Source organism: Nocardia sp. No.11 (assembly GCF_038752175.1).
GTDB classification, from domain to species: domain Bacteria; phylum Actinomycetota; class Actinomycetes; order Mycobacteriales; family Mycobacteriaceae; genus Nocardia; species Nocardia canadensis.
Window position 1 is genome coordinate 36,589 of the sequence record NZ_JBCGFB010000003.1, and the last position, 22,601, is coordinate 59,189.

The following is a 22,601-nucleotide window of genomic DNA, read 5'->3' on the forward strand; positions in this document are numbered from 1 at the left end:
GATCAGTGTCCGGCGACGCCGCTGATCTCGTTCGGCGCCGACGCCAACGTCACGCTAGCCGTGACCTTTCCGTCCGCCAGGTCCACCCGATGCACCTGCTTGGTCGCCGGGTCCGAGACGTAGGCGATCGAACCACGCACGAACAGCGCGGGCCGGGCGTCCTGCCAGTCCAGCGGTTCCTGCCAGCTGCCGAGCACCGGAATGGTCCGGGTGACGGTGCCCGCGACCGGGTCGATGACGTGGATCTTGCCGTCGGTGCCGAGCACCAGCGCCTCGCCCTGCGGGCCGCGACCCAGCGAGCGGAAGGTGTAGCTGGTGCCGATGTCGATCAGGCGCAGGGTGCCGTCGGCGGTGTTCACCAGCGAGATGCGCTGCGGCCGTTCCAGTTCGGCGTCCTTGTCGACCTTGTAGTCGCCGAGCACGATCGGCGAGACCGCGCTGCCGGACATGTTGCCGATCCGGCCGTACGGATCCGGGCTGGCGACCTTGGTGAACGTCCCGTCGCGGTAGACGACGGCACCGGTCTGGCAGCCGATCACCACCGCCTCGTGCTGGGCGGTCGCCTCACCGTGCACGCCAGGGCAGTCCTCGTTCCTGGTGATTTCCTTGCGGTTCCGGTCGAGCGCGACGGCGCCGACCCGCTTGTCCTCGGTGCCGAGGGTCACCACCAGCTCGCCGTTGGTCAGCTGGATCGCGACGCCGTGGTGGGGCGCGGCCGCCCGGTAGACCTCGGTCTTCGGCGTGCCCTGCGCGAGTTGGTCGGAGTCGAAGACGGTGACCTCGCCCGACCCGTCGGCGAACAGCACGGTCTTGCCCGCATGCCGCACCACATGGCCGGGCTTGCTCGCGGGGAATTCGGTGCCGGTGAATTCCCGGTCGTAGGCATCGAAGACGCGGAATCCCGCCTTGGTCGACACCATGAGGTGGTCCTCGTCGCCCGCCGGGTTGAGCCGGTTGTATCCGTCGAGCTTCACCTCGCCCTGCTGAGTCAGGGTGGCGCCGTCGAGGACGTAGATGCCGCCGTTGTAGGTGAGCGCGATCGGTTCCGCGCCCGGCGTGTGCTCGTGGTCGTGGGCGGCGTCGTCCGTGCCGCACCCGCTGAGCGCGACCACCGAGGCGAAGACCCCGGACAGGGCCACCAGCGTGGTGGTCCGTGACCGACTGTGCATGTGCTGCTCCATTTCTCCTGCGTGAACTACGTTGTGGGCCCGGCCAGACCACGGGCGATGGCCTCGGTGTTGGCGCGGGCCATCTCCAGATAGGTGGCCGCGCCACCACCGGGCGCGGTGAGCGATTCGGTGTGCAGCGCGATCACCTGCACGTGCAGACCGGTGTGCTCGGCGAGGACGCGCGAGAGCCGATCGGGCTGGGCGGAATCGGCGAAGATCGCGCCGACGCCCGCGGCCCGGATCGCGGCGGCGAGTTCGTCGAGATCGGCGGCGCTGGGTGCGGCCAGCGTGGTGCCGCTGGGGATTACCGCGCCGATCACCCGGAACCCGAATCGCTGTGCGAGATAGCCGAAGACGTGGTGGTCGGTGACCAACTGCCTGCGTTCGGCGGGGATCACGGCGAACCGGTCGACCATCCACCGGTCGAGCCGATCGAGTTCGGCGAGGTAGCGGTCGGTGTTCGCGCGCACCGCGGCGGCGTCGATGTCGTCGACCCGCGCGAGGACTTCCGCGCTGATCGCCTCGACGGCCTTGCGGACCCGCTGCGGGTCGGTCCAGAAGTGGGGGTCGGGCTTGCCCGCCGACTCGTCGGAGGTGTAGGCGAGCGGGTCCACCCGCTCGGCCACCGCCACCGTGGGGACCCCCGCCTCGGCCGCCGCCCGCACGTGCCGGGCCACTCCTTCCTCGAGGCCGAGCCCGTTGTGCACGACCAGCGCCGACCGCTCGATGTCGGCCGCCTGCCGGGCCGAGATCGCGAACGAATGCGGATCGGCGCCGGCCTGCATGAGCACCGTGACCGGCACGGCGTCACCGACGACCGCCCTGGTCAGGTCGCCGAGGATATTGGTCGTCACGACGATGCCGGATCGGTCGCTGTCGGTCGAGCAGGCGCTGACCAGCGCGGTCAGCACGGCCACGACGAGGGCCACCACCAGCGCGGTCGGCCGTGACCTCCGCCCCTCCGGGCGACGGCGCCGGACGCCGATCAGCAACTGCCGCCGCGCAGCCCGGTCACCGTCGCGGGAGCGGAGTTCGCCTGTCGGCCGAGCCCGATTCGCGTTCACAGTCCGGTCTCCACGATCAGCGTCGGTGCGATCTCCACGGGGAGGGTGCGCGCCAGGCGGAGGTTGTCGTTGTAGGCGATCTCCGACACCGTGCGCGCGCGAACGTCGTTGACGTAGGCGCGATTCGGATCCACGTGGATCGTGGCCGTCTCGACCGCGCCGTCGGTCAGCTGGAGCTGCGCTGTCTGCGCGCCGGTCACCGGATCGATGCCGTGTAGGACGCCGTCGCGGGTGAGCACCAGCAGCGACGCGCCTTCGCCCGCGGTGTTCACCGCCACCGCGTCGGCGATCGGCGTCAGCGTCCAGGACTTCGCCCTGATGTCGAGCGTCCAAACACCGGTACGACCGGCGAGCGCGGTCAGCGTGGTGCTCCCCGGCCGATGGGTGAAGGCGGTGGCGCGCTCGGCGGACGACGCTGGGTACGGGATCTTCTCGCTGACGAACGCACCATCGCGTCGGGCCACCACGAGCGCGCCGTCAGCACAACCGAACACGACCCCGCGCCTGGTCACCGCCTATCCGCGCGGCTGCGCGCACGTCGCGGGCTGCGCTTCCCCGGCCGTGCCGTCGCGCCCGCGCACCTCCACGCGTCCCGCGCGGTCGACGACGATCAACCGCTCCCCGTACGGCACCGCGACACCCGGGATCGGTCGCGGCTCGCCCACCGTCCCCTCGCCCAGCGCGACACGATCGAACACGATCGTGTCGCCGCCGTCCGAAACGACCGCTGTGACAACAGGATCGCTGTGCGCCGAGAGCACCGCACCGCTCGACCGGGGCGCACCGCCGGGCTCGGCCGGTGTCTTCGGTCCGGCCGCGCCGCTCGGCTCGCCGGCACCGGTCGCCGCCGGGAAGTCGGTCGACCCGACCACACGGATCGGCGCGCTGTAGTAGTGCCGATGATCGCCGTGATCGACCGTCCACGCCCCGCTGTCGACGATCGACAGCCGACCACCGGCGGCGACGAAACCGAATCGGCCGTCTCCGGCGAGTCGGACGCCGTTCGCGTCAGAACCAGTCGAATGTGTTTGCGGCGAATGGGTTTCCTTCGCGTCGAGGGCGGTCACCTGTTCGGTGAGCAGATCGACGACCCGCACCTCCCCCGTCCCCGCGTCGGCCACGATCACCCGCGTCTGCGGCTCGGCCATCTCCTCGGCTCCCGCGACGAACCCGTGCGGCGTCTCCTCCACCACCGCGGACTCCCCCGACCCACAGCCGACCAGTGGCACCGCGGCGAGCGCGGCCACCGCGGCGGCACCGAGCCGACGCGCGCCGAAGCGGTCCCGCAGCGCGGCGACGATCGCCGAGAGGAAGAACGAGCCGACCGCGACGGCGGCGATCGTCGCGCCCGCCGCGGTCTCCGCGTGCCACGAGACGAGCAATCCGACGGCGGTCGAAGCCGCACCGATCAGCGCCGCGCCCATCATGACCACCGGAATCCGGTCCGACCAGTACAGCGCCGCGGCCGGTGGCGCGATGAGCAGGCCGAACACCAGCAGCGTGCCGACGACGTGGAACGACGCCACGATCGCCAGCGTCACCAGCCCGATCAGGGCCACCTGCGCGAGTTTCGGCCGCAACCCGAGCGTATGGGCTTTGCGCGGATCGAAGGTCGAGGCGACGAACGCGCGGTGCCCGAGTACCGCCACGATGAGCGCGATCACCAACGCCGCACCGAGGTACACCAGGTCTACGGCCCGCACCGCCAGCACGTCACCGAACAGGAACCCGGTCAGGTCCACGGCGAACGATTGCGAGCGCGACACGATGATCACTCCCGTGGCGAGCATGCCGACGAACAGCAGCCCGATGGCGGTATCGGGTGCGAATCGTTTGCTGCGTCCCAGCGCCGACACCCCGAAAGCCATGGCGGCGCAACTGATCGCGGCCCCGAGCAGCAGGTTGCCACCGAGCAGGGCCGCGACCGCGACGCCGGGCAGCATGCCGTGCGACATCGCGTCCCCGAGAAAAGCCATGCCGCGCACCACCACCCAGGTTCCGGCGAGGGCGCACACGCACGACACGAGCAGCCCACCCCACAGCGCGCGTTGCACGAAGGCCACCTCGAACGGGGCGAACAGCCAATCCATAGCGCGGAACGATATACTGAAAATGATTATCGTTTCAATTGAGGTGAGATGCAGCACACAGAGGACAGCGCGATCGAGATCGAGCATCTGACGGCGGGCTACGGCGCCACACCGGTGCTGTGCGAAGTGTCGACGAGCATTCCGCGCGGCCGGGTGACAGCGATCGTCGGACCCAACGGTTCGGGGAAATCGACGCTGCTGGGCGTCCTGGCGGGCACCGTGCCGATCCAGGCGGGCCGGGTGACGCGCGACACCACGCGACGACCGGCAATCGTGGTGCAGCACACCGCGATTCCGCCGACACTGCCGCTGACCGTCTGGGACACGGTGGCCATGGGCCGGTGGGCGCATCGCGGACCGTGGCGACGCCTCACCCGCGCGGACCGGGCGATCACGGACTCCTGCTTGGAGCGGATGGATCTCACCGCGTTGGCAGCGCGGCGGCTCGACACCCTCTCGGGCGGACAACGCCAGCGCGCCCTGCTCGCCCAGGCACTGGCCCAGGAGTCCGATCTACTACTGCTCGACGAACCGGCGACCGGCCTCGACGCGGCCTCGCAAGCCACTATCGCCCTGGTCATCACCGAGGTCAGCGCGGCTGGGGTCACCGTCGTCCAGGCCACCCACGATCCGTCGGAGGCGGCCAGGGCCGATCATCTGCTGGTGCTCGCCGAGGGGCGGATCACCGCGGGTCGCCCTCGCGAGGTGGACGCCCGGTCGTAGAATCGCCGGGCATCCGCTCCACCCGCTCGCCCGCGCAGCAGGAGGAATCATGGCCGCGACACCGATCTCCGTGGACGCCTACCTGGCCGATCAGCCGGCGGCCCAGCGCGCCGCGCTCCAGCGGATCCGCGAGACGATTCATCGCGTGCTGCCGGAAACGGGCGAGAAGATCAGTTACGCCATCCCGGCCGTCACCCTCGACGGCCGGGCGTTCATGTCCTTCGCCGGATGGAAGGAACATGTGAGCGTGTACCCCATCCCGGACGGGGACGAGGCGTTCGACCGTGCCATCGAGCCCTACACCGCGGGCCGTGGCACCCTGAAATTCCCGCTCGGGGAACCGATTCCGTACGACCTGATCGCGCAGGTCGCGGTTCGGCTCGCCGAGCGGGAACGGCGGCGCTGACTTACCAGTCGGCTTCGGTGAAGCGGATGATGCCGCGAATGTTCTTGCCGTCCAGCATGTCCTGGTAGCCCTGGTTGATCTCCTCGAGCGAGTAGCTGCGGGTGACCATGTCGTCGAGGTTGAGCTGACCCGACTTGTAGAGCGACAGCAGGCGCGGGGCGTCCTGGCGGGCGTTGCCGCCGCCGAAGATGCAGCCCTTCACCGTCTTCTGCAGCATGGACAGCAGGAAGCTGTTCATCTTCACGTCGCCGGCGTCCATGCGACCCATCGAGGTGACGACCAGGGTGCCGGCCTTGCCGGTCAGGATCAGGCCCTCTTCGATGTAGTCGCCGTGCATCTCACCCATGGTGAGGATGACCTTCTCGGCCATCCGGCCCTCGGTGGCCTCGATCATCGGCATGATCGCGGCGGCCATGCTCTCGTAGGTGTGGGTCGCGCCGAACTTCTGCGCCTGCTCGCGCTTCCACGGGTTCGGGTCGATGGCGATGACCTTCGACGCGCCGGAGAGCACCGCGCCCTGCAGCGCGCTCATGCCGACGCCGCCGATGCCCGCGATCACCACGGTCTCGCCCGGCTTCACCTCGGCGACGTGGGTCGAGGAGCCGAAGCCGGTCGGCACGCCGCAGCCCACGAGGCAGGCGACCTCGAACGGGATGGTCGGGTCGATCTTCACGACCGAGGTGTGGTGCACCGTCATGTACGGAGCGAAGGTGCCCAGCAGGCACATCGGGATGACGTTCTCGCCACGCGCCTGGATGCGGTAGGTGCCGTCCGAGATCGCCTGGCCCATCAGCAGACCGGCGCCCAGGTCGCACAGCGCCATGTTGCCCGCGACGCACGCGGGGCAGCGGCCACAGGCCGGGATGAACGACAGGATGACGTGGTCGCCCACGGCCAGGTCGCTGGGGCAGTTCGGGCCGAGCTTGGTGATGACACCCGCGCCCTCGTGGCCACCCATCACGGGGTAGCCCGGCATCGGCGTGGCGCCGGTGACGATGTGATGGTCGGAGTGGCACATGCCCGCCGTTTCCATCCGGATCTGCACTTCACCGGCGACGGGATCGCCGACCTCGATCTCCTCCACCGACCATTCCTGATCGATGCCCCACAGGATCGCGCCCTTCGTCTTCATGTCCGGTCGACCTCTCGCCAAGCTTGTGCCTCGTTGTGACTGCACTCACCCTAACGAAGAATCGGCCAATTCTGAAACACGTTCTAGAAATTATCCGAGAAATATCTATCCGCGCACGTCATGGACGTGATGGACGAGGTCGTGCAGGAAGTATCGAGCCAGCGACGTGACCGTGAACAGCGATCCGTCGCTGCGCGCGCCCCGCGCGCCGAGCCGATCGGCGGGCACCGCGGCGAAGGCGGCGGCGATCCGCTCGGCGGCCGTCGCGAGTTCGGTCGCCACCACCGCCGGGTCCTGCCGGTCGTAGCGGTCGGCGACGGCGGTCGCGTCCTGGTCCCAGTTCTCGAACCGCGCCGGCTCGGCGCCGTCGGCGGCGAGCATCAGTGCCAGCCGGGTGTCGAAGATCCGGCACACGTCGCGCACGTGGGCGCCGTATTCGAGCACCGACCAGGTCGCGTCGTCGGGGCGCACCCGCGCGTCGTCGCGTTCGAGAGCGGCACCGATGCGCGCCGCGCTGTCGACGGTCCGGTCGGGCACCGCCGCGTAGGCGATCGACTCGGCGTCGAAACCACAGTCGGGACAGGCGCGTTCGAGGACCCAGGTCCAGTTCTTGGCGTCGGGAACGATCATGTCCACAGCCTAGAATGTCCGCATCTTGCGATCCATCAATATTCCGCCAACCATCGGCGAGATCCGGGCATCACACGGTCAGCTGCCGGGCCTTCTCGAACAGTTCCAGGGTCACCGCGTGCAGGAAGTCACCGACCGGCTTGGGCGCCTTGCCGGCGAAGGCGCGGGCGTGGGTGCCCTCGAGCACGATGCCGAGCTTGAAACAGGCCAGCACCTCGTACCAGGTCACCGCGCTCAGATCGCGCGCGGAGAACCGACCGTAGTGCTCGATCATCTCCTCGGGGGTGGGCAGACCGCCGACCGTGCCCAGGGTGCCCATCAGCCCGGCGCCGACGGTGCCCGGCACCGGCCGGGTCGCCAGCTGCCAGCCCAGGTCGAGCAGCGGGTCGCCGATGGTCGACATCTCCCAGTCCACCATCGCCGCCACCTGCGGGCTGTCGTAGTCGAACATCATGTTGGCCAGGTGACAGTCGCCGTGCATGATGCCCGGGGTCCAGGTGGTCGGGCGGTGGCGTTCGAGCCAGTCGCCGACCTGCTCGACGCCCGGAATCCGCGGCCCGGGGTAGCCCTCGTTGGCGGTGTAGGAGTCGAGTTCGCGCAGCCAGCGCGGCACCTGACGCTCCAGGAAACCCTCGGGCTTGCCGTAGTCGGCCAGGCCGAGCGCCTGATAGTCGAGCTCGCCGAGGCGGGCGATGGCCTCGACCGCGGACAGACCCATCTGCCTGCGGATCTCCGGGTCGTGCGCGTGCAGGTCGGGAAGTTCGGTCTGCGGGTTGAAGCCGTGGATCGGTTCCATCAGGTAGAACACCGCGCCGATCACCGTCTCGTCGTCACAGGCGGCGATCACCCGGGGCGAGCGCACCTCGGTGTCGTCGATCGCGCCGAGCAGCCGCGATTCGCGACGGATCACGTCGTTGCTCTTGGCGCGCAGATGCTTGGGTCCGCGGCGCAGCACGTACTCACGACCGCCACGGGTGAAGCGCAACATGATGTTCTGCGTGCCACCGCCGATCGAGCTGACCGCGCCGACCTCGCCGGCGGGCAGGCCACGCTCGTCCATCCATCGGCCGATCGCCGCGAAATCCGCGATCGCCGGGTCCACGTCGACCGGTTGCGAAACAGACATGGCGATCATTGTGCCCGAGGCGAGTCGTCCGTGGGCCCGGCGTAGGGTTTCTGCCACGATGCGCACGCTGTTGATCGACAACTACGACTCGTTCACCTACAACCTCTATCAGCTGATCAGCGAGGTCAACGGGAACGAGCCGATCGTCGTGCGCAACGACGAGGCCGCCGGGCCGGCGCTGGACGGTTTCGACAATGTGGTGATCTCGCCCGGCCCCGGCCGCCCCGATCGCGACCGCGACATGGGGATGTCGACGGCGGTGATCGCGGAGTCGACCCTGCCGCTGCTCGGCGTCTGCCTCGGTCACCAGGGCATCGTGGTCGGCGCGGGCGGCACGGTCGGCCGGGCGCCGCAAGCCCGGCACGGGTTCCTCGATCGGGTCGTGCACGACGATCGCGACCTGTTCGCCGGTCTGCCGCAGGACTTCACCGTCGTGCGGTATCACTCGCTGGCCGCGCAGGAGCCGCTGCCGCCGGTGCTCGAGGTGACCGCCTCGACCAGCGACGGCGTGATCATGGGGGTGCGCCATCGCGAGCGGCCGCAGTGGGGTGTGCAGTTCCATCCCGAGTCGGTGTCGAGTGAGTTCGGTGCGGCGCTGCTGCGCAACTTCGCCGATCTGACCAAGGCGCGCACGCACAACGGCGCGCCGGTCGTCGTGCGCGGACCGCGCGAGCAGCCGCGGCGCCCCGCTCTCGGACGTCGATTCCGGTTGCGGCACAGCGTGATCGAGCGGGCCATCGATACCGAGGCGATCTTCCTGCGCCGCTACGCCGAGTCACCGACCGCGTTCTGGCTCGACAGCGAACACGTCGAGCCGGGCCTGGACCGGTTCTCCTTCCTGGGCGACGCGACGGGTCCGCACGCGGAGATCGTCGGGTACCGGGTGGGCGAGGGCGCCGTCACGGTGACGGACGCCGCGGGCGTCCGCACCGTCCCCGGGACCGTGCTGGACTATCTCGACCACGAGCTGCGGCACCGGCACTGTGATACCCCCGGCCTGCCGTTCGACTTCGCCGGCGGATACGTCGGCTATCTCGGCTACGAGATCAAGGCCGACTGCGGCGCGAGCGCGGTCCACCGCTCCCCCACCCCGGATGCCCAGTGGATCTTCGCCGACCGGCTGATCGTCGTCGACCACGAAGCCGGCCACACGCATCTGCTCGCCCTCACCGAGCACGACCCCGCCTCGGCGGATCGCTGGCTGGCCGAGACCGCCGCGGCCCTGGCCGATCTGCCGACCTGGGTCAATCCGGCCGACCTGCCCGTGCCCGCCGATCCGGACGCCGTACCGGCGCACCTGGTGCGTGGGCGCGAGCGCTACCTGGCCGATATCGCGGTCTGCCAGGAGCGGCTGCACGCGGGCGAGTCCTACGAGATCTGCCTGACCGACACGGTGGCCGTCGCCGCGGCCCCCGACGACGGGCTCGCCTTCTACCGACGGCTACGCCGCTGCAATCCGGCGCCGTATGCCGCGTATCTGCGGTTCGACGGGCTCGATGTCGCCTGTTCGTCGCCGGAGCGGTTCCTCAAGATCGACCGCGACCGGGTGGTGGAGAGCAAGCCGATCAAGGGCACCGCGCCGCGCGGGCGGACCGTCGCCGAGGACGAACATCTACGGCTGTCGCTGGCCGACGATCCGAAGACCAGAGCCGAGAACCTGATGATCGTGGACCTGCTGCGCAACGATCTGGGGCGGGTCTGCGAGGTCGGCTCGGTGCACGTACCGGAGCTGATGGCCACCGAAACCTATTCCACCCTGCACCAATTGGTGTCGACAGTGCGGGGGACGCTGCGCCCCGACGCCGGAGTGATCGACTGTCTGCGGGCCTGCTTCCCCGGCGGCTCGATGACCGGCGCGCCCAAGCTGCGCACCATGGAGATCCTCGACGAGCTGGAAACGCAGGCGCGCGGGATCTATTCGGGCACGATCGGCTTCCTCGGCCTGGGCGGCACGGCCGACCTGAACATCGTCATCCGCACGGCCGTGCGCTTCGACGACGAGTGGCGCATCGGCGCGGGCGGCGCGATCGTCCTCGATTCCGACGCCGAGGACGAGTACGCGGAGATGGTGCTCAAGGCCGCCGCGACCTTCCGTGCGCTGGCCTAGCGACGCGGACGCTTGCCCTTGCCGAGGTCCGGCGGCGGTTCCTCGCCGGCCCGGCCGGTGATCCGGCCGAGCAGCCCGACGCCCGGCAGTTTCGCCAGCGCGCCGAAGAGATCCTCGCCCAGTGAGATCATCGCCTCGAGCCTGGGCAGCAGCCGGTCGTAGGTGGCGAAGACCGGGTCGGCCAGCGCCAGGGTGCGGTCGAGCCGGTCGATGGTGCTGTTGAGCCGGTCGACCGCGATCGACAGGTTCTCCACCAGATCCGGCAGCTGGGCGGCCAGCTGGGCCGAGGCCGGAGGCAACCGCACCGCCGCGTCGAAGGCGTATCCCGCCGTCTGCTGCGCCGCATCGATGGCCTGTCCCGCCGCCGTCTGCGCCGCCCCCACCGCGGCCTGCGCCGCCGAGAGCAGGTCGGCCCCCGGCACCTTGCGCACCTGCGGCTCCGGCGTGGGCTCCGCAGCGCGTCCCCGCTTCTTCGGGTTCGTCATGCCACCACTGTGCCGCACCGAGCACGCCCACGCAGGGATGCGCCCCACCCGTGTCTGCGGGCCACTGCTCATAACCGTCGCCCCAACTCGCCCGCAGTCGGCCGTCGCGGCCGTCCCGACGATCAGGCGCCGTGGCGCAAGCGACGAAGGAGCAAGCCACGGCGGCCGATCGGCGGGACCAACGGGCCGCGACCTCGAGCGCGCCGGCGCTCCAACAACCCTGTCGGTGGGGCATGACATCATGCGAGCACCATGGAACTCCGCAAGGGCGCGCACGCGCCGGTCCCGACATCGCTTCTCGCCGTGGTCCTTTCATGGCGGTCGGCGCATGCCGTCGACGCGCACGCGCTGCTGGTCACCGAGTCGGGGCTGGTGCGCGGCGACCGGGATTTCGTGTTCTTCAACGCCCCTCGGCACGCCTCGCAGGCGGTGACGCTGGATCAGGAGCCCGCGCCGGGCACCGCGCGGCTGAGTGTGTCGCTGCCGCGGACCGAGGCGGAGGTGGCGCGCATCGTCGTCAGCGCCTCGCTCGACGAGGGCACCTTCGATCAGCTGACCGAGCTGACGCTCACCGTGCACGCCGCCGACGGGCCGGTGGCCCGGTTCGCGCTGGACGGCATCGAGGACGTGCAGGCGATGATGTTCGGCGAGTTCTACCGGCGCGACGGGCAGTGGCGGTTCCGGGCGATCGGGCAGGGCTGGTCGGGTGGACTGGCCGGGCTGGCCACTGAATTCGGCGTCACCGTGGACGAACCGGGCGCGGATCGCGCGGCGGCGCGGCCCGCGCCGGCGATGTCCGCCCGCGTCGCCGATCGGGCGGAGTTCGCCCACGGCGCGGAGGGCGACGCCCCGGCGTATCCCGACGACGCGCGCATCGATCCGGCCGAACCCGGGCGTGCCGGACGCGCACAGTCGCGCCCGCCCGCGCTCACCCGCCGTGTCATCGATGTCCCGCCACCGCCACCGCAGGACCCGGAGCTCGCCGACTGGCATCCCGACCCACAGGTCCCCGACCAGTTGCGCTGGTGGGACGGCCACGAATGGACCACCAGCACCCGCAGGCACGTGCAGGACAACCGCGCCCGCTGCCCCCGCTGCGACACCCCGTTGCGCCGCAAACTCTTCGGTGGGCACGGCCAGTGCCGGTCGTGCACGGGCGAGATCGAGGAGTTCCTCACCCACTGGCGCACCCGCGCCCGCCGGGTGCTCACCGGCCCCGGCACCCTGTCCGAGGACTGGATCGAGGTCTGGGCGGCCCTGCGCTACCAGCGCATCGACGAGGAGCGCGGACGCGCGGTACTGCGCGATGCCGGACTGACCCAGGTGGAGCGGATGGTCGCGTTCGCCTTCGCCGACGGCGAGGTGTTCGCCGACGAGCTCGACGCGTTCGAGCACGTGGTGAGCGAGCTGGCGCTGTCGGGCCCGCTGGTCGAGGACCTGCGGCGCCGGATGCACCGGGGCCGCACCCTGTCGCGGCTGCGCGCGGGCGAACTGCCCACCATCGATACGCCGGGCCTGCACCTGGATCCCGAGGAACGGGTGCACCTGGACCTGCCCGCCGTGCACATCAGGATGCTGGCGCGCGGCCCGCGCAACACCGAGGGCCGGTTGATCGGCAGCTCCAAGAAGCTGCGGTTCGTCGGCGACGGTACCGGCATCGAACTGCCGTGGAACCGGGTCGTCTCCGTGCATCCCGAACACGGCACCGTGGTGCTGGCCGCGACCTCGGCACGCGGCGGCGCCACCTTCGGCGTCACCGATCCCGACTATGTGGCGGCCGCCCTGGAAGGCGCGCTGCGCGTGGCGAAACGCCTGGTCCTGACGCCGGGTCAACGGGACAGCCGCAGCATCCCGCAGGACGTGAAAGCCCAGGTGTGGCAGCGCGACGGTGGTCGCTGCGTCGAATGCGGCGACGGCCACTACCTGGAGTTCGATCACATCATCCCGCTCAGCCGCGGTGGTGCGACGAGCGCGGCGAACCTGCAGATCCTGTGCCGGGCCTGCAACCGCGCCAAGGGCGCTCGGATCTAGCCGAGAATCGCGTTCATGATCGTGCCGCCGCTGGTGGCCACCACGCCGCCGATCATCGCGCCGGCGATCATCTTCGGCGACTCCATCGCGCTGCCGTTCCACTTCTCCCAGGCGAACTTGCCACCCGCCACGGTGATCGCCAGCACGCCCGACAAGATCATGAACCAGGTCAGGTACTGGACCATCTGCATGATCTTGTCCGACAGCGGCGGCGCCTCCGGCGTGGGGTTGCCGACCTGCGCGAACGTCGTGACAGTCTCGGCCATCGACGTCAGAATGATGCTCATAGCCTGCTCCCCTTTTCGCGTGATGCGAACTGCGTTCCAGCACTGCCGTATTCGGACGAGTCCAGGATAGGGGCGCGAACCCCCAGCACGCCAACAAAACCGATCGGTCCGCTGCGGGTGGGCGGCTGCGGCACCCGATTCGACCGGATAACATCAGCGTCAGCAGTTCATCGCCGTTCCCCCCGAGTACCGAGTGAGAGCAAACATGATTCTGGCCGCCGTCACCGATACCCTGGCGCAGATCGGCAATCCGACTCCCGAAGCACCCCCGATGTCGGACAAGATCTTGCAGCTGGTGCGCTACTTCACCTGGTTCATCCTGCTGTCGGGCGTCATCGCCATCACCTACGCCGGCGGCAAGTTCGCCTGGGAGAAGTGGACCGGTGGCGGACTCGAGTCGCCGAAGATGATCGCGGGCGCGATGATCGGCGGCGCGGTCGCCACCAGCGCGGGCACGATCATGAACGCCATGCTCTGACCCCTGTCCGCTCGGCGCGGTCCGGACAACTCCGGGCCACCTCGACCGGCAAGGCATCGCGACCCGAGTTCTCTTGTTCGGCAAGAGAACTCGGGTCGTCTGGCGTGCGAGGTCTCGAGTGTCGGCACATGGCAGCTACCTCCTTTCGTGCGCTGGGGCCGCGCGGCTAGGCGGCGAGGCGGTCCAGGAAGGCGAACAGGTTCTCGCGGACCCGCTGCGCCTTCTCCTCCGGCGTCAGATCCTCGCGATACCGGCTGCCCAGCGCGGGCCGCTTCTTGTTGCGGGCATACAGCGAGCAGGCCAGATCGGTGCAGATGTAGCTGCCGATCGTATTACCGCGCCGTCCCGATTCCCCGGCCTTGTTCGCGGTCATCAGCGAGACGCCGCCGCCGGTGTGGGTGGTCAGGCAGAACGCGCACATCTGCGTCTTGCCCGATCCGCCGGTCTCGTGCCGCAGGGCGACGCTGACCAGCTCGCCGTCGCGCGGGACCGACAGATAGCAACGACCTGGGTACGAGGGATCGGTCCAGCCGAGGAAGTCGAGGTCGTCCCAGGGACGAGCGTCGAGGTCGCGCGGCACGGACAGGCGTTTGGCGTCGCCCTTCGAACAGTTGACGAACGACGACCTGATGTCGCGTTCGGTGACGGGCTCCATGGGGTGTCCTTTCGGTGTGGTGGTCACAAACGATAGACACGCTAACGATGTGCGCCGCGGGCGACAACAGATTTTCGGCCGGGTCCTGCACACGGGTGGATTCGTTCCGGTGCGCCGGGCCGCCGTGCGGATGACCTCGATCTCAGGTGCGGTGAGGTATCGGCACGATCGGCGGATTCGCCCTGACGGCGCTGGTGCGGGTCGGACACGACGTGCGCGTCAAGGCTTGGCCGATCGATGTCGCCTACCCTCGCCGTGTCCGGATATCCAGGCCGAAAGGAAGTTCCCATGATCTTCATCGTCGTCAAGTTCACGGTCGCCGACGACTACGTCGACGACTGGTTGACCCGCACCGCGCCGTTCACCGAGGCCACTCGCGCAGAGCCGGGGAACCTGTGGTTCGAATGGCACCGCAGCGTGGACGATCCCGCCGAATTCGTCCTCATCGAAGCGTTCCGGGATGAGAAGGCCGGCGCCGACCACGTCGGCTCCGACCACTTCCACGAGGGATTGGCGGCGATGCGCCCGGCGTTGCGGGAAACACCACGGATTCTGCACACCGCATTGCCCGAGACGGATTGGGCGCGGATGGGTGAACTCGACATCGACGCCTGAGCGTTCGTCGAGGGCGGTGAGCGTGCGAATCGCCAGCGTCGAAGCGGGCACGGGGCGATCCAGCGGTGGCTAGCCGATGATGCCCGCGGTGCGGGCGGCGCGGAGCCAGTCCGGGAATTCGCCGAGCAGACGGCGGTAGAGTTCGGCGTCGTCGACCTGGTCGATGTCGTCGAGGGCGAAGAAGCCGGCGTTGTCGACGATGCGGCCGTCGAGTTCGTCGAGGGTGCGCAGGACGCCGAAGTTGGCTTTGCCGAGGCCGATGAATTGCCAGAAGGCGGGCAGGGCCGCGGCTTCGCGCATGAGGGCGGCGATTTCGCGTTTCTTGGCGAAACCGCCGTCGGTGAAGAACAGGACCAGGGTGGGGGCGGCGCCGGCGGTGAGGGTGTCGATGACGGCGCGCATCACCGGGAGCTCGTCGTTGCGGCCGCCGATGCTGTCGTAGTCGATGCCGTCGTGGGTGCCGGTCAGGTGCAGGTAGGTCTGCGCCCAGTGCTCACCACCGGCGACCGTGATGTCGGGCACTTTGGCGAAGGTCAGCGCGTAGAGGTAGGCCTCGAGGGAGCCGTCGTCGTCGAGCTGGGTGGCCACCGGGATCATTCGCTCCACCACACGGTGGACGGTGCCGCCGCGGTACAGCTTCTGCATGCTGCCGGTCTTGTCGATGACCAGCACGACCCGCGCCCGCGTGCCGAACGCGCTCTTGTCGACGAGTACCTTCGCGACCTCGCGTTTGCGCAGGTCCAGCTTCTCGCGCTGCTCGAACGACAGGGCCGCCTCGCCGGGCACGGTCCGCACCTCCCACCGGTCCGAGGCCGGTGCCGCCACCTCGGGCTCGTCGTCCACGCTGACCCCGTGATCGGTGACCAGGTCGGCGAACCCGCCGGCGTACCCCTGCCCGACAGCGCGCACCTTCCACTGCTCACCGCGCCGGTACAGCTCCAGCGCGATCACCACCGACTCCCGGTCGAGACCCTCGATCACATACTCGTACAACGGGTTCCCGGCCGCATCGGCCACCGACGCCACCGGCGCGACGGCCGCGCCGAGCGTATCCCCTTCGGCCGCGACGGTGATCACCGCGCGAATCTGTTCGATGTCGGCGGGCACGGTCGCGAACGTCACCACCAGTTCCGACCCGTCGAGCCGAACCCCCGGCGCCTCGGGCTGATTGAAGAACACGAAATCGGCGTCCGAGCGCACCTTCCCGGCCACGGTCACCAGCAGCGCGGACAGATCCGCGGGCACACCGCCCCGCACGGTCAGCATCACCTTCGGCTGCGCCAACCCCGCGTTCTGCCCCTTCACCAGCCCAGCAGCCACCGCCACTCCTTCTCCGTCGGCCGTTCTGCCCTCACCCTAAGGGCAGTGACCCCGGTGGGCAGCGGATCCCGGGACGAGGCCCCACTGTCAGCAGCGTTGGTACCTTCGCGCGAAATGCGCCGACTCCGGCGAGGTATCGCGGTCGAGTTCGAGACAGCCGCCGACCAGCACGCGGATATCGGAGGTTGTGCGCCGAACGACCCGGTAGTCGACCACCGCGTCCGGCCGGGCCAGCAACGGAAGGTGTCGTTCGGCGAGCTGCCGTAACCGGGCGGCGGCGAATTCCTCGGTATCAGGCGGGAACACCGTGACTTTCATCGTGCGACCCGCCGTGTCGGGCAGGTCGATCACCGACACCTCGACGATGGCCGGGGTGGGTGGATCGGTCAGGAGCCGCTCCCACAGCGCGAGTTCGCTCTCGGACGGAAAGCGGGGCGGCGGTCTCGGAGCAGGCCGGACTCCAGCTTCGAATAGCTCTGCTCGAACCGCCGATCCCCGAAGTAGGAGTCCGATCCTCGGCCGAGGTCGATCAGGGTCGTATCGCCGTGATACCGCGGCGGTACTTGCACCGCGCCCGTGACCCGGACGACCGATGCCGCCTCGGGCGGAGTGGCCTCGTCGTCGAGTCGCACCTCGAGCTTGGAGATGTAGTACGAGTTGTCGCCGTAGAACAGCCGCCATCATCGACGCCATGGTCGGCACAGTGAAGCGCATGTCATTCGTCCTGCCGGCCATAGGTACGAGTTTCGGGTCGAGCGGCGACGGCATCGACTGTAGGGGCGCGTCCTAGATCCAGCCCTTCTCCCTCGCTTTGAGGGCGGCCTCGTAGCGGTTGGCGACGCCGAGTTTGCTCATCGCCGAGGACAGGTAGTTGCGGGTGGTGCCCGGCGAGAGGTGCGCGCGGCGGGCGATGTCGTCGACGGAGGCGCCGTCGGCGGCGAATTCCAGGACGTCGGCCTCGCGGGCGGTGAGGACGGTGTCGCCGGCGCTGATGGCCTCGGCCGCCAGCTCCGGGTCGACGTAGCGGCCGCCGCGGTGGACGGTGCGAATCACCTCGGCCAGGGTCGCCGCCGAGGTCGTCTTGGGCAGGAAGCCGCGAACACCGGCGGCGAGTGCGCGTTTGAGATATCCGGGCCTGCCGTGGCTGGTGACGATCAGCGTGCCCGCGCCCGGGGTGATCCGCTGCAACTCGACGGCGGTGTCGACGCCGTCGATCCCCGGCATCTGCAGGTCGATGACGGCCACCGCCATCGGTGCGGCCGCCTCGGCGCGACGCCGCCACAGGTCGACCAGTTCGGCGCCGGAACCCACGTGCGCGACGACCTCCAGGTCGGCTTCCAGGTCGAGCATCGTCGCCAGCGCGGCGCGGATGAGGGTCTCGTCGTCGGCGAGGTAGACCGGAATCACAGCTTCTCCCAATGGATTTCGAGGGTAAACTCGGTGTCGGTGGCGGTGACGTCGAGCCGCGCGCCGACCGCCGCGAGCCGTTCGGTCAGGCCGCGCAGCCCGGATCGCTCGCCGATGGTGCCGTGCGGTCGGTCGTTGCGCAGCGACATGCCCCCGCTGCCGAGCGCCAGGGTCGCCAGCGTCGCCGCCGAGTGTTCGACGATGTTGGTCGTCCCCTCGCGGACCACCCAAGCCGCGACATCGTGGAATCGTCGGGGCACCTTGGCGGCGTCACCCTCGACGACGAGTTCGCAACCCACCGCCGACAACAGCGACCGCGCCCCGGCCACCTCGCCGCGCAGGTCGATATTGCGGTAGCCGCGCACCAGCGTGCGCATCTGGCCCATCGACTCCACCGCGAGCCCGCGCACCGCCTCCATCTCCGCGACGGCCCGCTCCTGGTCGCCGGCACGCGAGAGCGCCACGGCCAGTTCGCTTTTCACCGCGATCGCGGAGAACCCACGACCGACCACATCGTGCAGGTCGCGCGCGAAACGCAGGCGTTCCTCGGCGACCTGGAGCTCGGCCTCGACGAGTTTGGCGCGGTCGAGCTCGTCGATGATGCCCAGGGCCCACACCGTCAGCAGCGTCATGCCGACGGCGAAGATCCCGCTGATCAGCAGTACCGCCGCGGTCCGCACCCCGCCTTCCGGCGACGGCGCGAAGACCAGCCCGGTGACGAGGCTCAGGCCGACCATGATCCACCACTTGTGCCGGGTGAACGGAACGACCGCGAACAGCGCGAGCAGCGCCGCGAACACTCCGCTCAGGCGAGCGACGGCGACGATCGATTCGGCGGTGGCCAGCTGCGAAACGACCGCGCCACCGACCCACAGCGCGGCCAGCGTCGCGGTGGCGACCGGCAGCATCCACGGCCGCGTGACCATGCCGGCCACCGTGGCGAAATCTGGTTGCGCCTCCACCGCGACGACGGCCGCGGCGGCACCGACGAGGATCGCGGGGATCGCGGCCGCCGAACTCAGGCTGGTCGTCGACGCGATGACCAGCCCGGCGATGGCCGCCTGGAAGGTGAGCCGCGAGTACAACCGGAACTTGGCCGCGCTCGACAGCTCGTGCCACCAGGCGGTCCAGCGCCTCACCCCCGGTCGTCCCAGCGGAAGCTCTTGCGGGTCAGCGCGAGCGCCAGGACGGTCCATATCGCCAGTGTCGCAAACGCCGGGCCGGACGCGGTGAGGGTCCCGGCCGGGGTCAGCACCGGATCGGCCGCCGCGGCCGTCGCGGTCTTGCCGGACGCGCCGAGGAACACCAGGTCGGAGACGGCGGCGAACGGTGTCCAGTCGGCGAGCGCGGCCAGCCGGTCGGGCAGCACCGCGCGGATCGACGCGAGCCCGAGCATGGCCAGCAGCATCACCGGCAGGGAGGTGATCTGGGCGGCCTCGGCGTTCTTGGTGACCGCGCTGGTCGCCAGCGCGAGCAGCGCGAACACCGCGATCCCACCGAGGAGTGCGGCGATCATCAGCGCCGGATTCACCGGTCCGGGCGCCCCGCTGCCGTAGACGACAGCGAGAACGGCCACCGCGCACGCGAGGGTCACCAGCACGCCGGGAACCGCTGGGGCGGCCTGGATCTGCCAGTCGGCGGCCTCGCCGGTGCGCAAACGTCTCAGCACGCCCTCGCTGCGGCGGGTCGTCACCATCGACAGCACCGAGTAGTACTGCACGAACACCAGCGCCATGAGCGCGAGCATCTCGATGGCCACCGCGGCCATCGCGGCCGTGGGTTCGGTGTCCTTGCGGGCGATGAAGTAGGTGACCAGCGGAATCCCGACCGGGAACAGCGTCGCCAGGTAGACCAGGGTCTTGTTGCGCCGGAACTGCAACCATTCCGCCGCGGCGAGGGCGGCGAGCGGGCGGCGACGAGGCGCGGTGGCGGTGGTCATCGGCGGGCTCCGATCAGTGCGGTGGCGGGCGCGGGGGTGGTGTCGTGGTCGCCCGCGATGTCGAGGAAGACCGATTCGAGGGAGGCGGCGCGGGCTTCGAGCCCGGTCAGCCGGACCCCGGCCTCGCGGGCCCAGTCCAGGAGTGCGAACAGATGCCCTTGGAGGTCGTCGGTACTGACGGTGACGCGCTCGTTCGCCTCGATCCGCGCGCCGTGCAGTGGCGGCACCGGCAGGCCGGGATGGTCGAAGACGATCCGCGACGGATGGCCGTCGACGATCTCGCGCAGCGTTCCGCGTCGCGCGACCGTGCCCTTGTCCATGATCACGATGCGGTCGGCCAGCGACTCGGCCTCGTCGAGGTAGTGCGTGGTGAGCACCATCGTCACCCCGGCCGCTTTCAGATCGGCGAGCAATCGCCACGTCGCGCGGCGGCTTTCGGGGTCCAGGCCGGTGGTCGGCTCGTCCAGGAACAGCAGGCGCGGCTGCCCGAGCAGCGCGCAGGCCAGGTCGACGCGGCGCTGCTCGCCGCCCGAGAGCGACCCGACTCGCACCGCGGCGCGCTCGACCAGGCCGACCTGGGCGAGCACCGTCTCCACGGTGGTCGGATCGCTGCACGTCCCGCGCCACATCTCCAGCGTCTCCGCGACGGTCAACTCGGCGGGGAGTCCGCCGGATTGCAGCATGATCCCGACCTGCGGCCGCACCTGATCGCGGTGCCGGAGCGGGTCGAGGCCGAACACCTCGACCCGGCCCGCCGACGGCGCGGCGAGCCCCTCCAGCAGATCCAACGTCGAGGTCTTGCCCGCGCCGTTGGTCCCCAGCAGCGCGAAGACCTCTCCCCCGACGATGTCGAGGTCTACCCCGGCGACCGCCTCGAACGCCTGCGCACCGCGACCGTAGGTGCGGCGCAGCCCCCGCGCGGAGATGACGATGTCGTTCATCGTGTGCCCCTTTCTCACACTCTCCACGGTCGTCGACGCGGGTGCCGTCCGGTAGTACGCGCGATCACCGTTCAGCGATGAGTCCTGCACGGGCGGCCGATGACAAAAGTCATGCGGCCGGGCGGACCGGATCGACCACGGCCCGTGGATATCCGGGGTCAGCGGCGGCGCAGCGCCGGGTCGAGCAGAGACGGTGGGGTGTCGTGCTTCTCGTCGGGGGCGAGGTCGGTGCCGGGGGTGACGATGGCATCGATCGCGTCGAGGACGTCGGCGGACAGGGTCGTGTCGGCTGCCGCGAGCTGAGAGTGCAAGTGCGCCATCGTGCGTGGGCCGATGATGGCGCTGGTGACGCCGGGGTGAGCGGTGACGAAACCGAGGGCGAGCTGGATCAGGGTCAGCCCGGCCTGATCGGCCACCTCGGCCAGCTGTTCGACGGCCGCCAGCCTGGCCTGGTTGACCGGGAGGGTGGTGTCGAAGCGTTCGGGCATGAACGCCGAACGGCTGGTGGCGATCTCGCGGTCGGCGCGGATCGCGCCCGAGAGCCAGCCGGAGGCGAGCGGACTCCACGCCAGCACACCCAGGCCGTACTCCTGGGCGACCGGCAGCATGTGGGTTTCGATGCCGCGCTGCAGGATCGAATAGCTGGGCTGCTCGGTGACATAGCGACCCAGGCGATGCTCCCGCGCCGCCCACTGCGCCTCGACGATGCGGTAGGCGGGGAAGGTCGACGAGCCGAAGTAGCGGATCTTGCCCGCCTGCCGCAGGTCGGTCAGCGCCGACAGCGTCTCCTCGTCGCGCACGCTCGGATCCCACCGGTGGATCTGATAGAGGTCCACGTGATCGACGCCGAGACGGCGCAGGCTGTCGTCGAGCGCGGTGACCAGCCAGCGGCGCGAAGCGCCGCGGCGGTTGCGCTCCTCCCCCATCGGCAGGCTCGCCTTGGTGGCCAGCACGAGATCGTCGCGACGGCCCGCGACGGCCTTGCCGACGAGTTCCTCCGACTCGCCGCTGCCGTAGAAGTCGGCGGTGTCGATGACATTGATGCCGCCCTCGATCGCGACGTCGATCATGGCGGTGACCTCGGCCTGCGTGGAATTCCCGAGCGCGCCGAAGTTCATCGCGCCGAGCGTGAGGCTGCTGACCCGGACACCGGTCCGGCCGAGGCTGCGGTACTGCATGCGTTGCTCCTTCGTGAGCTGTGCGAGTTGGTTCAGGTCGCCGGATCTGACATCCTGAACAAACGGAACGACGTTCCGATAATCGACATACGGAACATGGTTCCGTTTGCCAACCCTGGAGGTGACGGCACTGTGGCCGACAACGACAGCTCGCCGCCGCGCAAGCGCGCCGACGCCCGACGCAACCAGCAGAGCCTGCTCGAGGCGGCCGCGGCGGCCTTCGTCGCCGCGGGCGTCGACGTTCCGGTCCGCGATATCGCCGCCGCGGCCGGCGTCGGGGTCGGCACCATCTACCGCCACTTCCCCACCCGTGCGGACCTGATCGTCGCCGTCTACCGGCACCAGGTCCAAGCCTGCGCCGAGGCGGGACCCGCCCTGCTCGCCGCCGAGGACTCACCGCATGCCGCCCTGACCGCGTGGATCGAACTGTTCGTCGACTTCCTCGTCACCAAACACGGTCTCGCCGAAGCCCTGCAATCCGACGACGCCGCCTTCGACACCCTGCACGCCTACTTCCTGGACCACCTGCTGCCCGTCTGCGCCCAGCTGCTCGATGCCGCCACAGCGGCGGGCGAGATCGGCCCCGGCACCGATCCCTACGAATTCCTGCGCGCGGTCGGCAATCTGTGCATCGGCGCGGGAAACGATCCCCGCTATCAGCCGCGTCGCGTGGTCGGGCTACTCGTCCGGGGATTGCAGGGGTAGGAATTCGTCATCGCCGCACGAATCATTTCGGCACCGGAGCGAGCTGCTCGCGAGCTCCCGCGCGCGGCGACGGGTTTCGAACCAGCCTCCGGTGCCCGCCCTTTCGGCGGGCT

24 protein-coding genes are annotated in these 22,601 nt (G+C 69.8%); 7 read left to right on the forward strand and 17 right to left on the reverse strand.

All coding sequences use genetic code 11. The features are described 5' to 3' along the window. Window positions 1-2: 2 nt before the first annotated feature. The 4 genes from aztD to aztB all read right to left on the reverse strand — a co-directional run bounded on the left by aztD (window position 3) and on the right by aztB (window position 4,323). Entirely contained in the window at window positions 3-1,169 is a 1,167-nt protein-coding gene (gene aztD / locus V8688_RS01880) for a zinc metallochaperone AztD (protein WP_218718906.1), read from the reverse strand. A 26-nt stretch (window positions 1,170-1,195) separates the two neighbouring features. Further along, entirely contained in the window at window positions 1,196-2,068 is an 873-nt protein-coding gene (gene aztC / locus V8688_RS01885) for a zinc ABC transporter substrate-binding protein AztC (RefSeq protein ID WP_218718969.1), read from the reverse strand. Between the two features lie 161 nt (window positions 2,069-2,229). Next, entirely contained in the window at window positions 2,230-2,745 is a 516-nt protein-coding gene (locus V8688_RS01890) for a hypothetical protein (protein ID WP_342800019.1), read from the reverse strand. A 3-nt stretch (window positions 2,746-2,748) separates the two neighbouring features. Beyond that, window positions 2,749-4,323, reverse strand: a complete 1,575-nt coding sequence (aztB, locus tag V8688_RS01895; protein ID WP_342800020.1) for a zinc ABC transporter permease AztB — start codon at window positions 4,321-4,323, stop codon at window positions 2,749-2,751. A gap of 48 nt (window positions 4,324-4,371) precedes the next feature. On the opposite strand from aztB, the gene aztA reads away from it, so the two are divergent. Beyond that, window positions 4,372-5,046 carry a zinc ABC transporter ATP-binding protein AztA gene (gene aztA, locus V8688_RS01900; RefSeq protein ID WP_342800021.1) on the forward strand — a complete coding sequence of 225 codons (675 nt, stop codon included), beginning with the start codon at window positions 4,372-4,374 and terminating at the stop codon, window positions 5,044-5,046. A gap of 49 nt (window positions 5,047-5,095) precedes the next feature. Continuing rightward, window positions 5,096-5,452, forward strand: a complete 357-nt coding sequence (locus V8688_RS01905) for a DUF1801 domain-containing protein (RefSeq protein WP_218718908.1) — start codon at window positions 5,096-5,098, stop codon at window positions 5,450-5,452. Between the two features lies 1 nt (window position 5,453). On the opposite strand, the gene V8688_RS01910 is transcribed toward V8688_RS01905, so the two are convergent. The 3 genes from V8688_RS01910 to V8688_RS01920 form a co-directional block, all read right to left on the reverse strand. Beyond that, entirely contained in the window at window positions 5,454-6,584 is a 1,131-nt protein-coding gene (locus tag V8688_RS01910; protein ID WP_218718909.1) for an NDMA-dependent alcohol dehydrogenase, read from the reverse strand. 105 nt (window positions 6,585-6,689) lie between these two features. Continuing rightward, window positions 6,690-7,214, reverse strand: coding sequence for a DinB family protein (locus V8688_RS01915; RefSeq protein ID WP_342800022.1), 525 nt, complete (start codon window positions 7,212-7,214; stop codon window positions 6,690-6,692). A 70-nt stretch (window positions 7,215-7,284) separates the two neighbouring features. Further along, window positions 7,285-8,274, reverse strand: a complete 990-nt coding sequence (locus V8688_RS01920; RefSeq protein WP_316574030.1) for a phosphotransferase family protein — start codon at window positions 8,272-8,274, stop codon at window positions 7,285-7,287. A gap of 124 nt (window positions 8,275-8,398) precedes the next feature. Here V8688_RS01920 and pabB point away from each other — a divergent pair, with 124 nt between their 5' ends. Then, window positions 8,399-10,447 (forward strand): aminodeoxychorismate synthase component I, encoded by a 2,049-nt coding sequence (pabB, locus tag V8688_RS01925; RefSeq protein WP_342800023.1) that lies wholly within the window; start codon window positions 8,399-8,401, stop codon window positions 10,445-10,447. Here the strand turns inward: pabB and V8688_RS01930 are convergent. Then, a complete protein-coding gene (locus V8688_RS01930) occupies window positions 10,444-10,932 on the reverse strand; it encodes a hypothetical protein (RefSeq protein WP_342800024.1) in 489 nt (162 codons plus the stop codon). The genes pabB and V8688_RS01930 overlap by 4 nt on opposite strands. A gap of 252 nt (window positions 10,933-11,184) precedes the next feature. Here V8688_RS01930 and V8688_RS01935 point away from each other — a divergent pair, with 252 nt between their 5' ends. Beyond that, window positions 11,185-12,963, forward strand: coding sequence for a TerD family protein (locus V8688_RS01935; protein WP_342800025.1), 1,779 nt, complete (start codon window positions 11,185-11,187; stop codon window positions 12,961-12,963). Here V8688_RS01935 and V8688_RS01940 read toward each other — a convergent pair. Next, window positions 12,960-13,250 carry a hypothetical protein gene (locus V8688_RS01940; RefSeq protein WP_110040221.1) on the reverse strand — a complete coding sequence of 97 codons (291 nt, stop codon included), beginning with the start codon at window positions 13,248-13,250 and terminating at the stop codon, window positions 12,960-12,962. The two genes, V8688_RS01935 and V8688_RS01940, sit on opposite strands and share 4 nt — an antisense overlap. A 205-nt stretch (window positions 13,251-13,455) precedes the next feature. Here V8688_RS01940 and V8688_RS01945 point away from each other — a divergent pair, with 205 nt between their 5' ends. After that, complete coding sequence (locus V8688_RS01945; protein WP_110040220.1) at window positions 13,456-13,728, forward strand: hypothetical protein; 273 nt, start codon at window positions 13,456-13,458, stop codon at window positions 13,726-13,728. A gap of 166 nt (window positions 13,729-13,894) precedes the next feature. Here the strand turns inward: V8688_RS01945 and V8688_RS01950 are convergent, their stop codons facing one another. Further along, window positions 13,895-14,383 (reverse strand): FBP domain-containing protein, encoded by a 489-nt coding sequence (locus V8688_RS01950; protein WP_218718914.1) that lies wholly within the window; start codon window positions 14,381-14,383, stop codon window positions 13,895-13,897. Between the two features lie 288 nt (window positions 14,384-14,671). Here V8688_RS01950 and V8688_RS01955 point away from each other — a divergent pair, with 288 nt between their 5' ends. Next, the gene (locus V8688_RS01955) at window positions 14,672-14,998 is read left to right on the forward strand and encodes a putative quinol monooxygenase (protein ID WP_218718915.1); all 327 of its coding nucleotides are present in this window, start codon (window positions 14,672-14,674) and stop codon (window positions 14,996-14,998) included. 69 nt (window positions 14,999-15,067) lie between these two features. Here the strand turns inward: V8688_RS01955 and V8688_RS01960 are convergent, their stop codons facing one another. The 7 genes from V8688_RS01960 to V8688_RS01990 form a co-directional block, all read right to left on the reverse strand. After that, window positions 15,068-16,318, reverse strand: coding sequence for a VWA domain-containing protein (locus V8688_RS01960; protein ID WP_342800026.1), 1,251 nt, complete (start codon window positions 16,316-16,318; stop codon window positions 15,068-15,070). 87 nt (window positions 16,319-16,405) lie between these two features. Next, the gene (locus V8688_RS01965; protein WP_218718916.1) at window positions 16,406-16,669 is read right to left on the reverse strand and encodes a hypothetical protein; all 264 of its coding nucleotides are present in this window, start codon (window positions 16,667-16,669) and stop codon (window positions 16,406-16,408) included. A 435-nt stretch (window positions 16,670-17,104) separates the two neighbouring features. Continuing rightward, window positions 17,105-17,725, reverse strand: a complete 621-nt coding sequence (locus V8688_RS01970; RefSeq protein WP_218718917.1) for a response regulator transcription factor — start codon at window positions 17,723-17,725, stop codon at window positions 17,105-17,107. After that, complete coding sequence (locus V8688_RS01975) at window positions 17,722-18,864, reverse strand: histidine kinase (RefSeq protein ID WP_316573959.1); 1,143 nt, start codon at window positions 18,862-18,864, stop codon at window positions 17,722-17,724. The genes V8688_RS01970 and V8688_RS01975 overlap by 4 nt, the downstream gene beginning before the upstream one ends. Continuing rightward, window positions 18,861-19,664 (reverse strand): ABC transporter permease, encoded by an 804-nt coding sequence (locus V8688_RS01980; protein WP_342800027.1) that lies wholly within the window; start codon window positions 19,662-19,664, stop codon window positions 18,861-18,863. The genes V8688_RS01975 and V8688_RS01980 overlap by 4 nt, the downstream gene beginning before the upstream one ends. Continuing rightward, window positions 19,661-20,605 (reverse strand): ABC transporter ATP-binding protein, encoded by a 945-nt coding sequence (locus tag V8688_RS01985; RefSeq protein WP_218718920.1) that lies wholly within the window; start codon window positions 20,603-20,605, stop codon window positions 19,661-19,663. The genes V8688_RS01980 and V8688_RS01985 overlap by 4 nt, the downstream gene beginning before the upstream one ends. Before the next feature lie 158 nt (window positions 20,606-20,763). Then, complete coding sequence (locus V8688_RS01990) at window positions 20,764-21,783, reverse strand: aldo/keto reductase (protein ID WP_218718921.1); 1,020 nt, start codon at window positions 21,781-21,783, stop codon at window positions 20,764-20,766. Window positions 21,784-21,915: 132 nt separating this feature from the next. On the opposite strand from V8688_RS01990, the gene V8688_RS01995 reads away from it, so the two are divergent. Continuing rightward, window positions 21,916-22,488: a TetR/AcrR family transcriptional regulator gene (locus tag V8688_RS01995; protein WP_308248510.1), complete on the forward strand. Its 573-nt coding sequence runs from the start codon at window positions 21,916-21,918 to the stop codon at window positions 22,486-22,488. Window positions 22,489-22,601 lie beyond the last annotated feature (113 nt).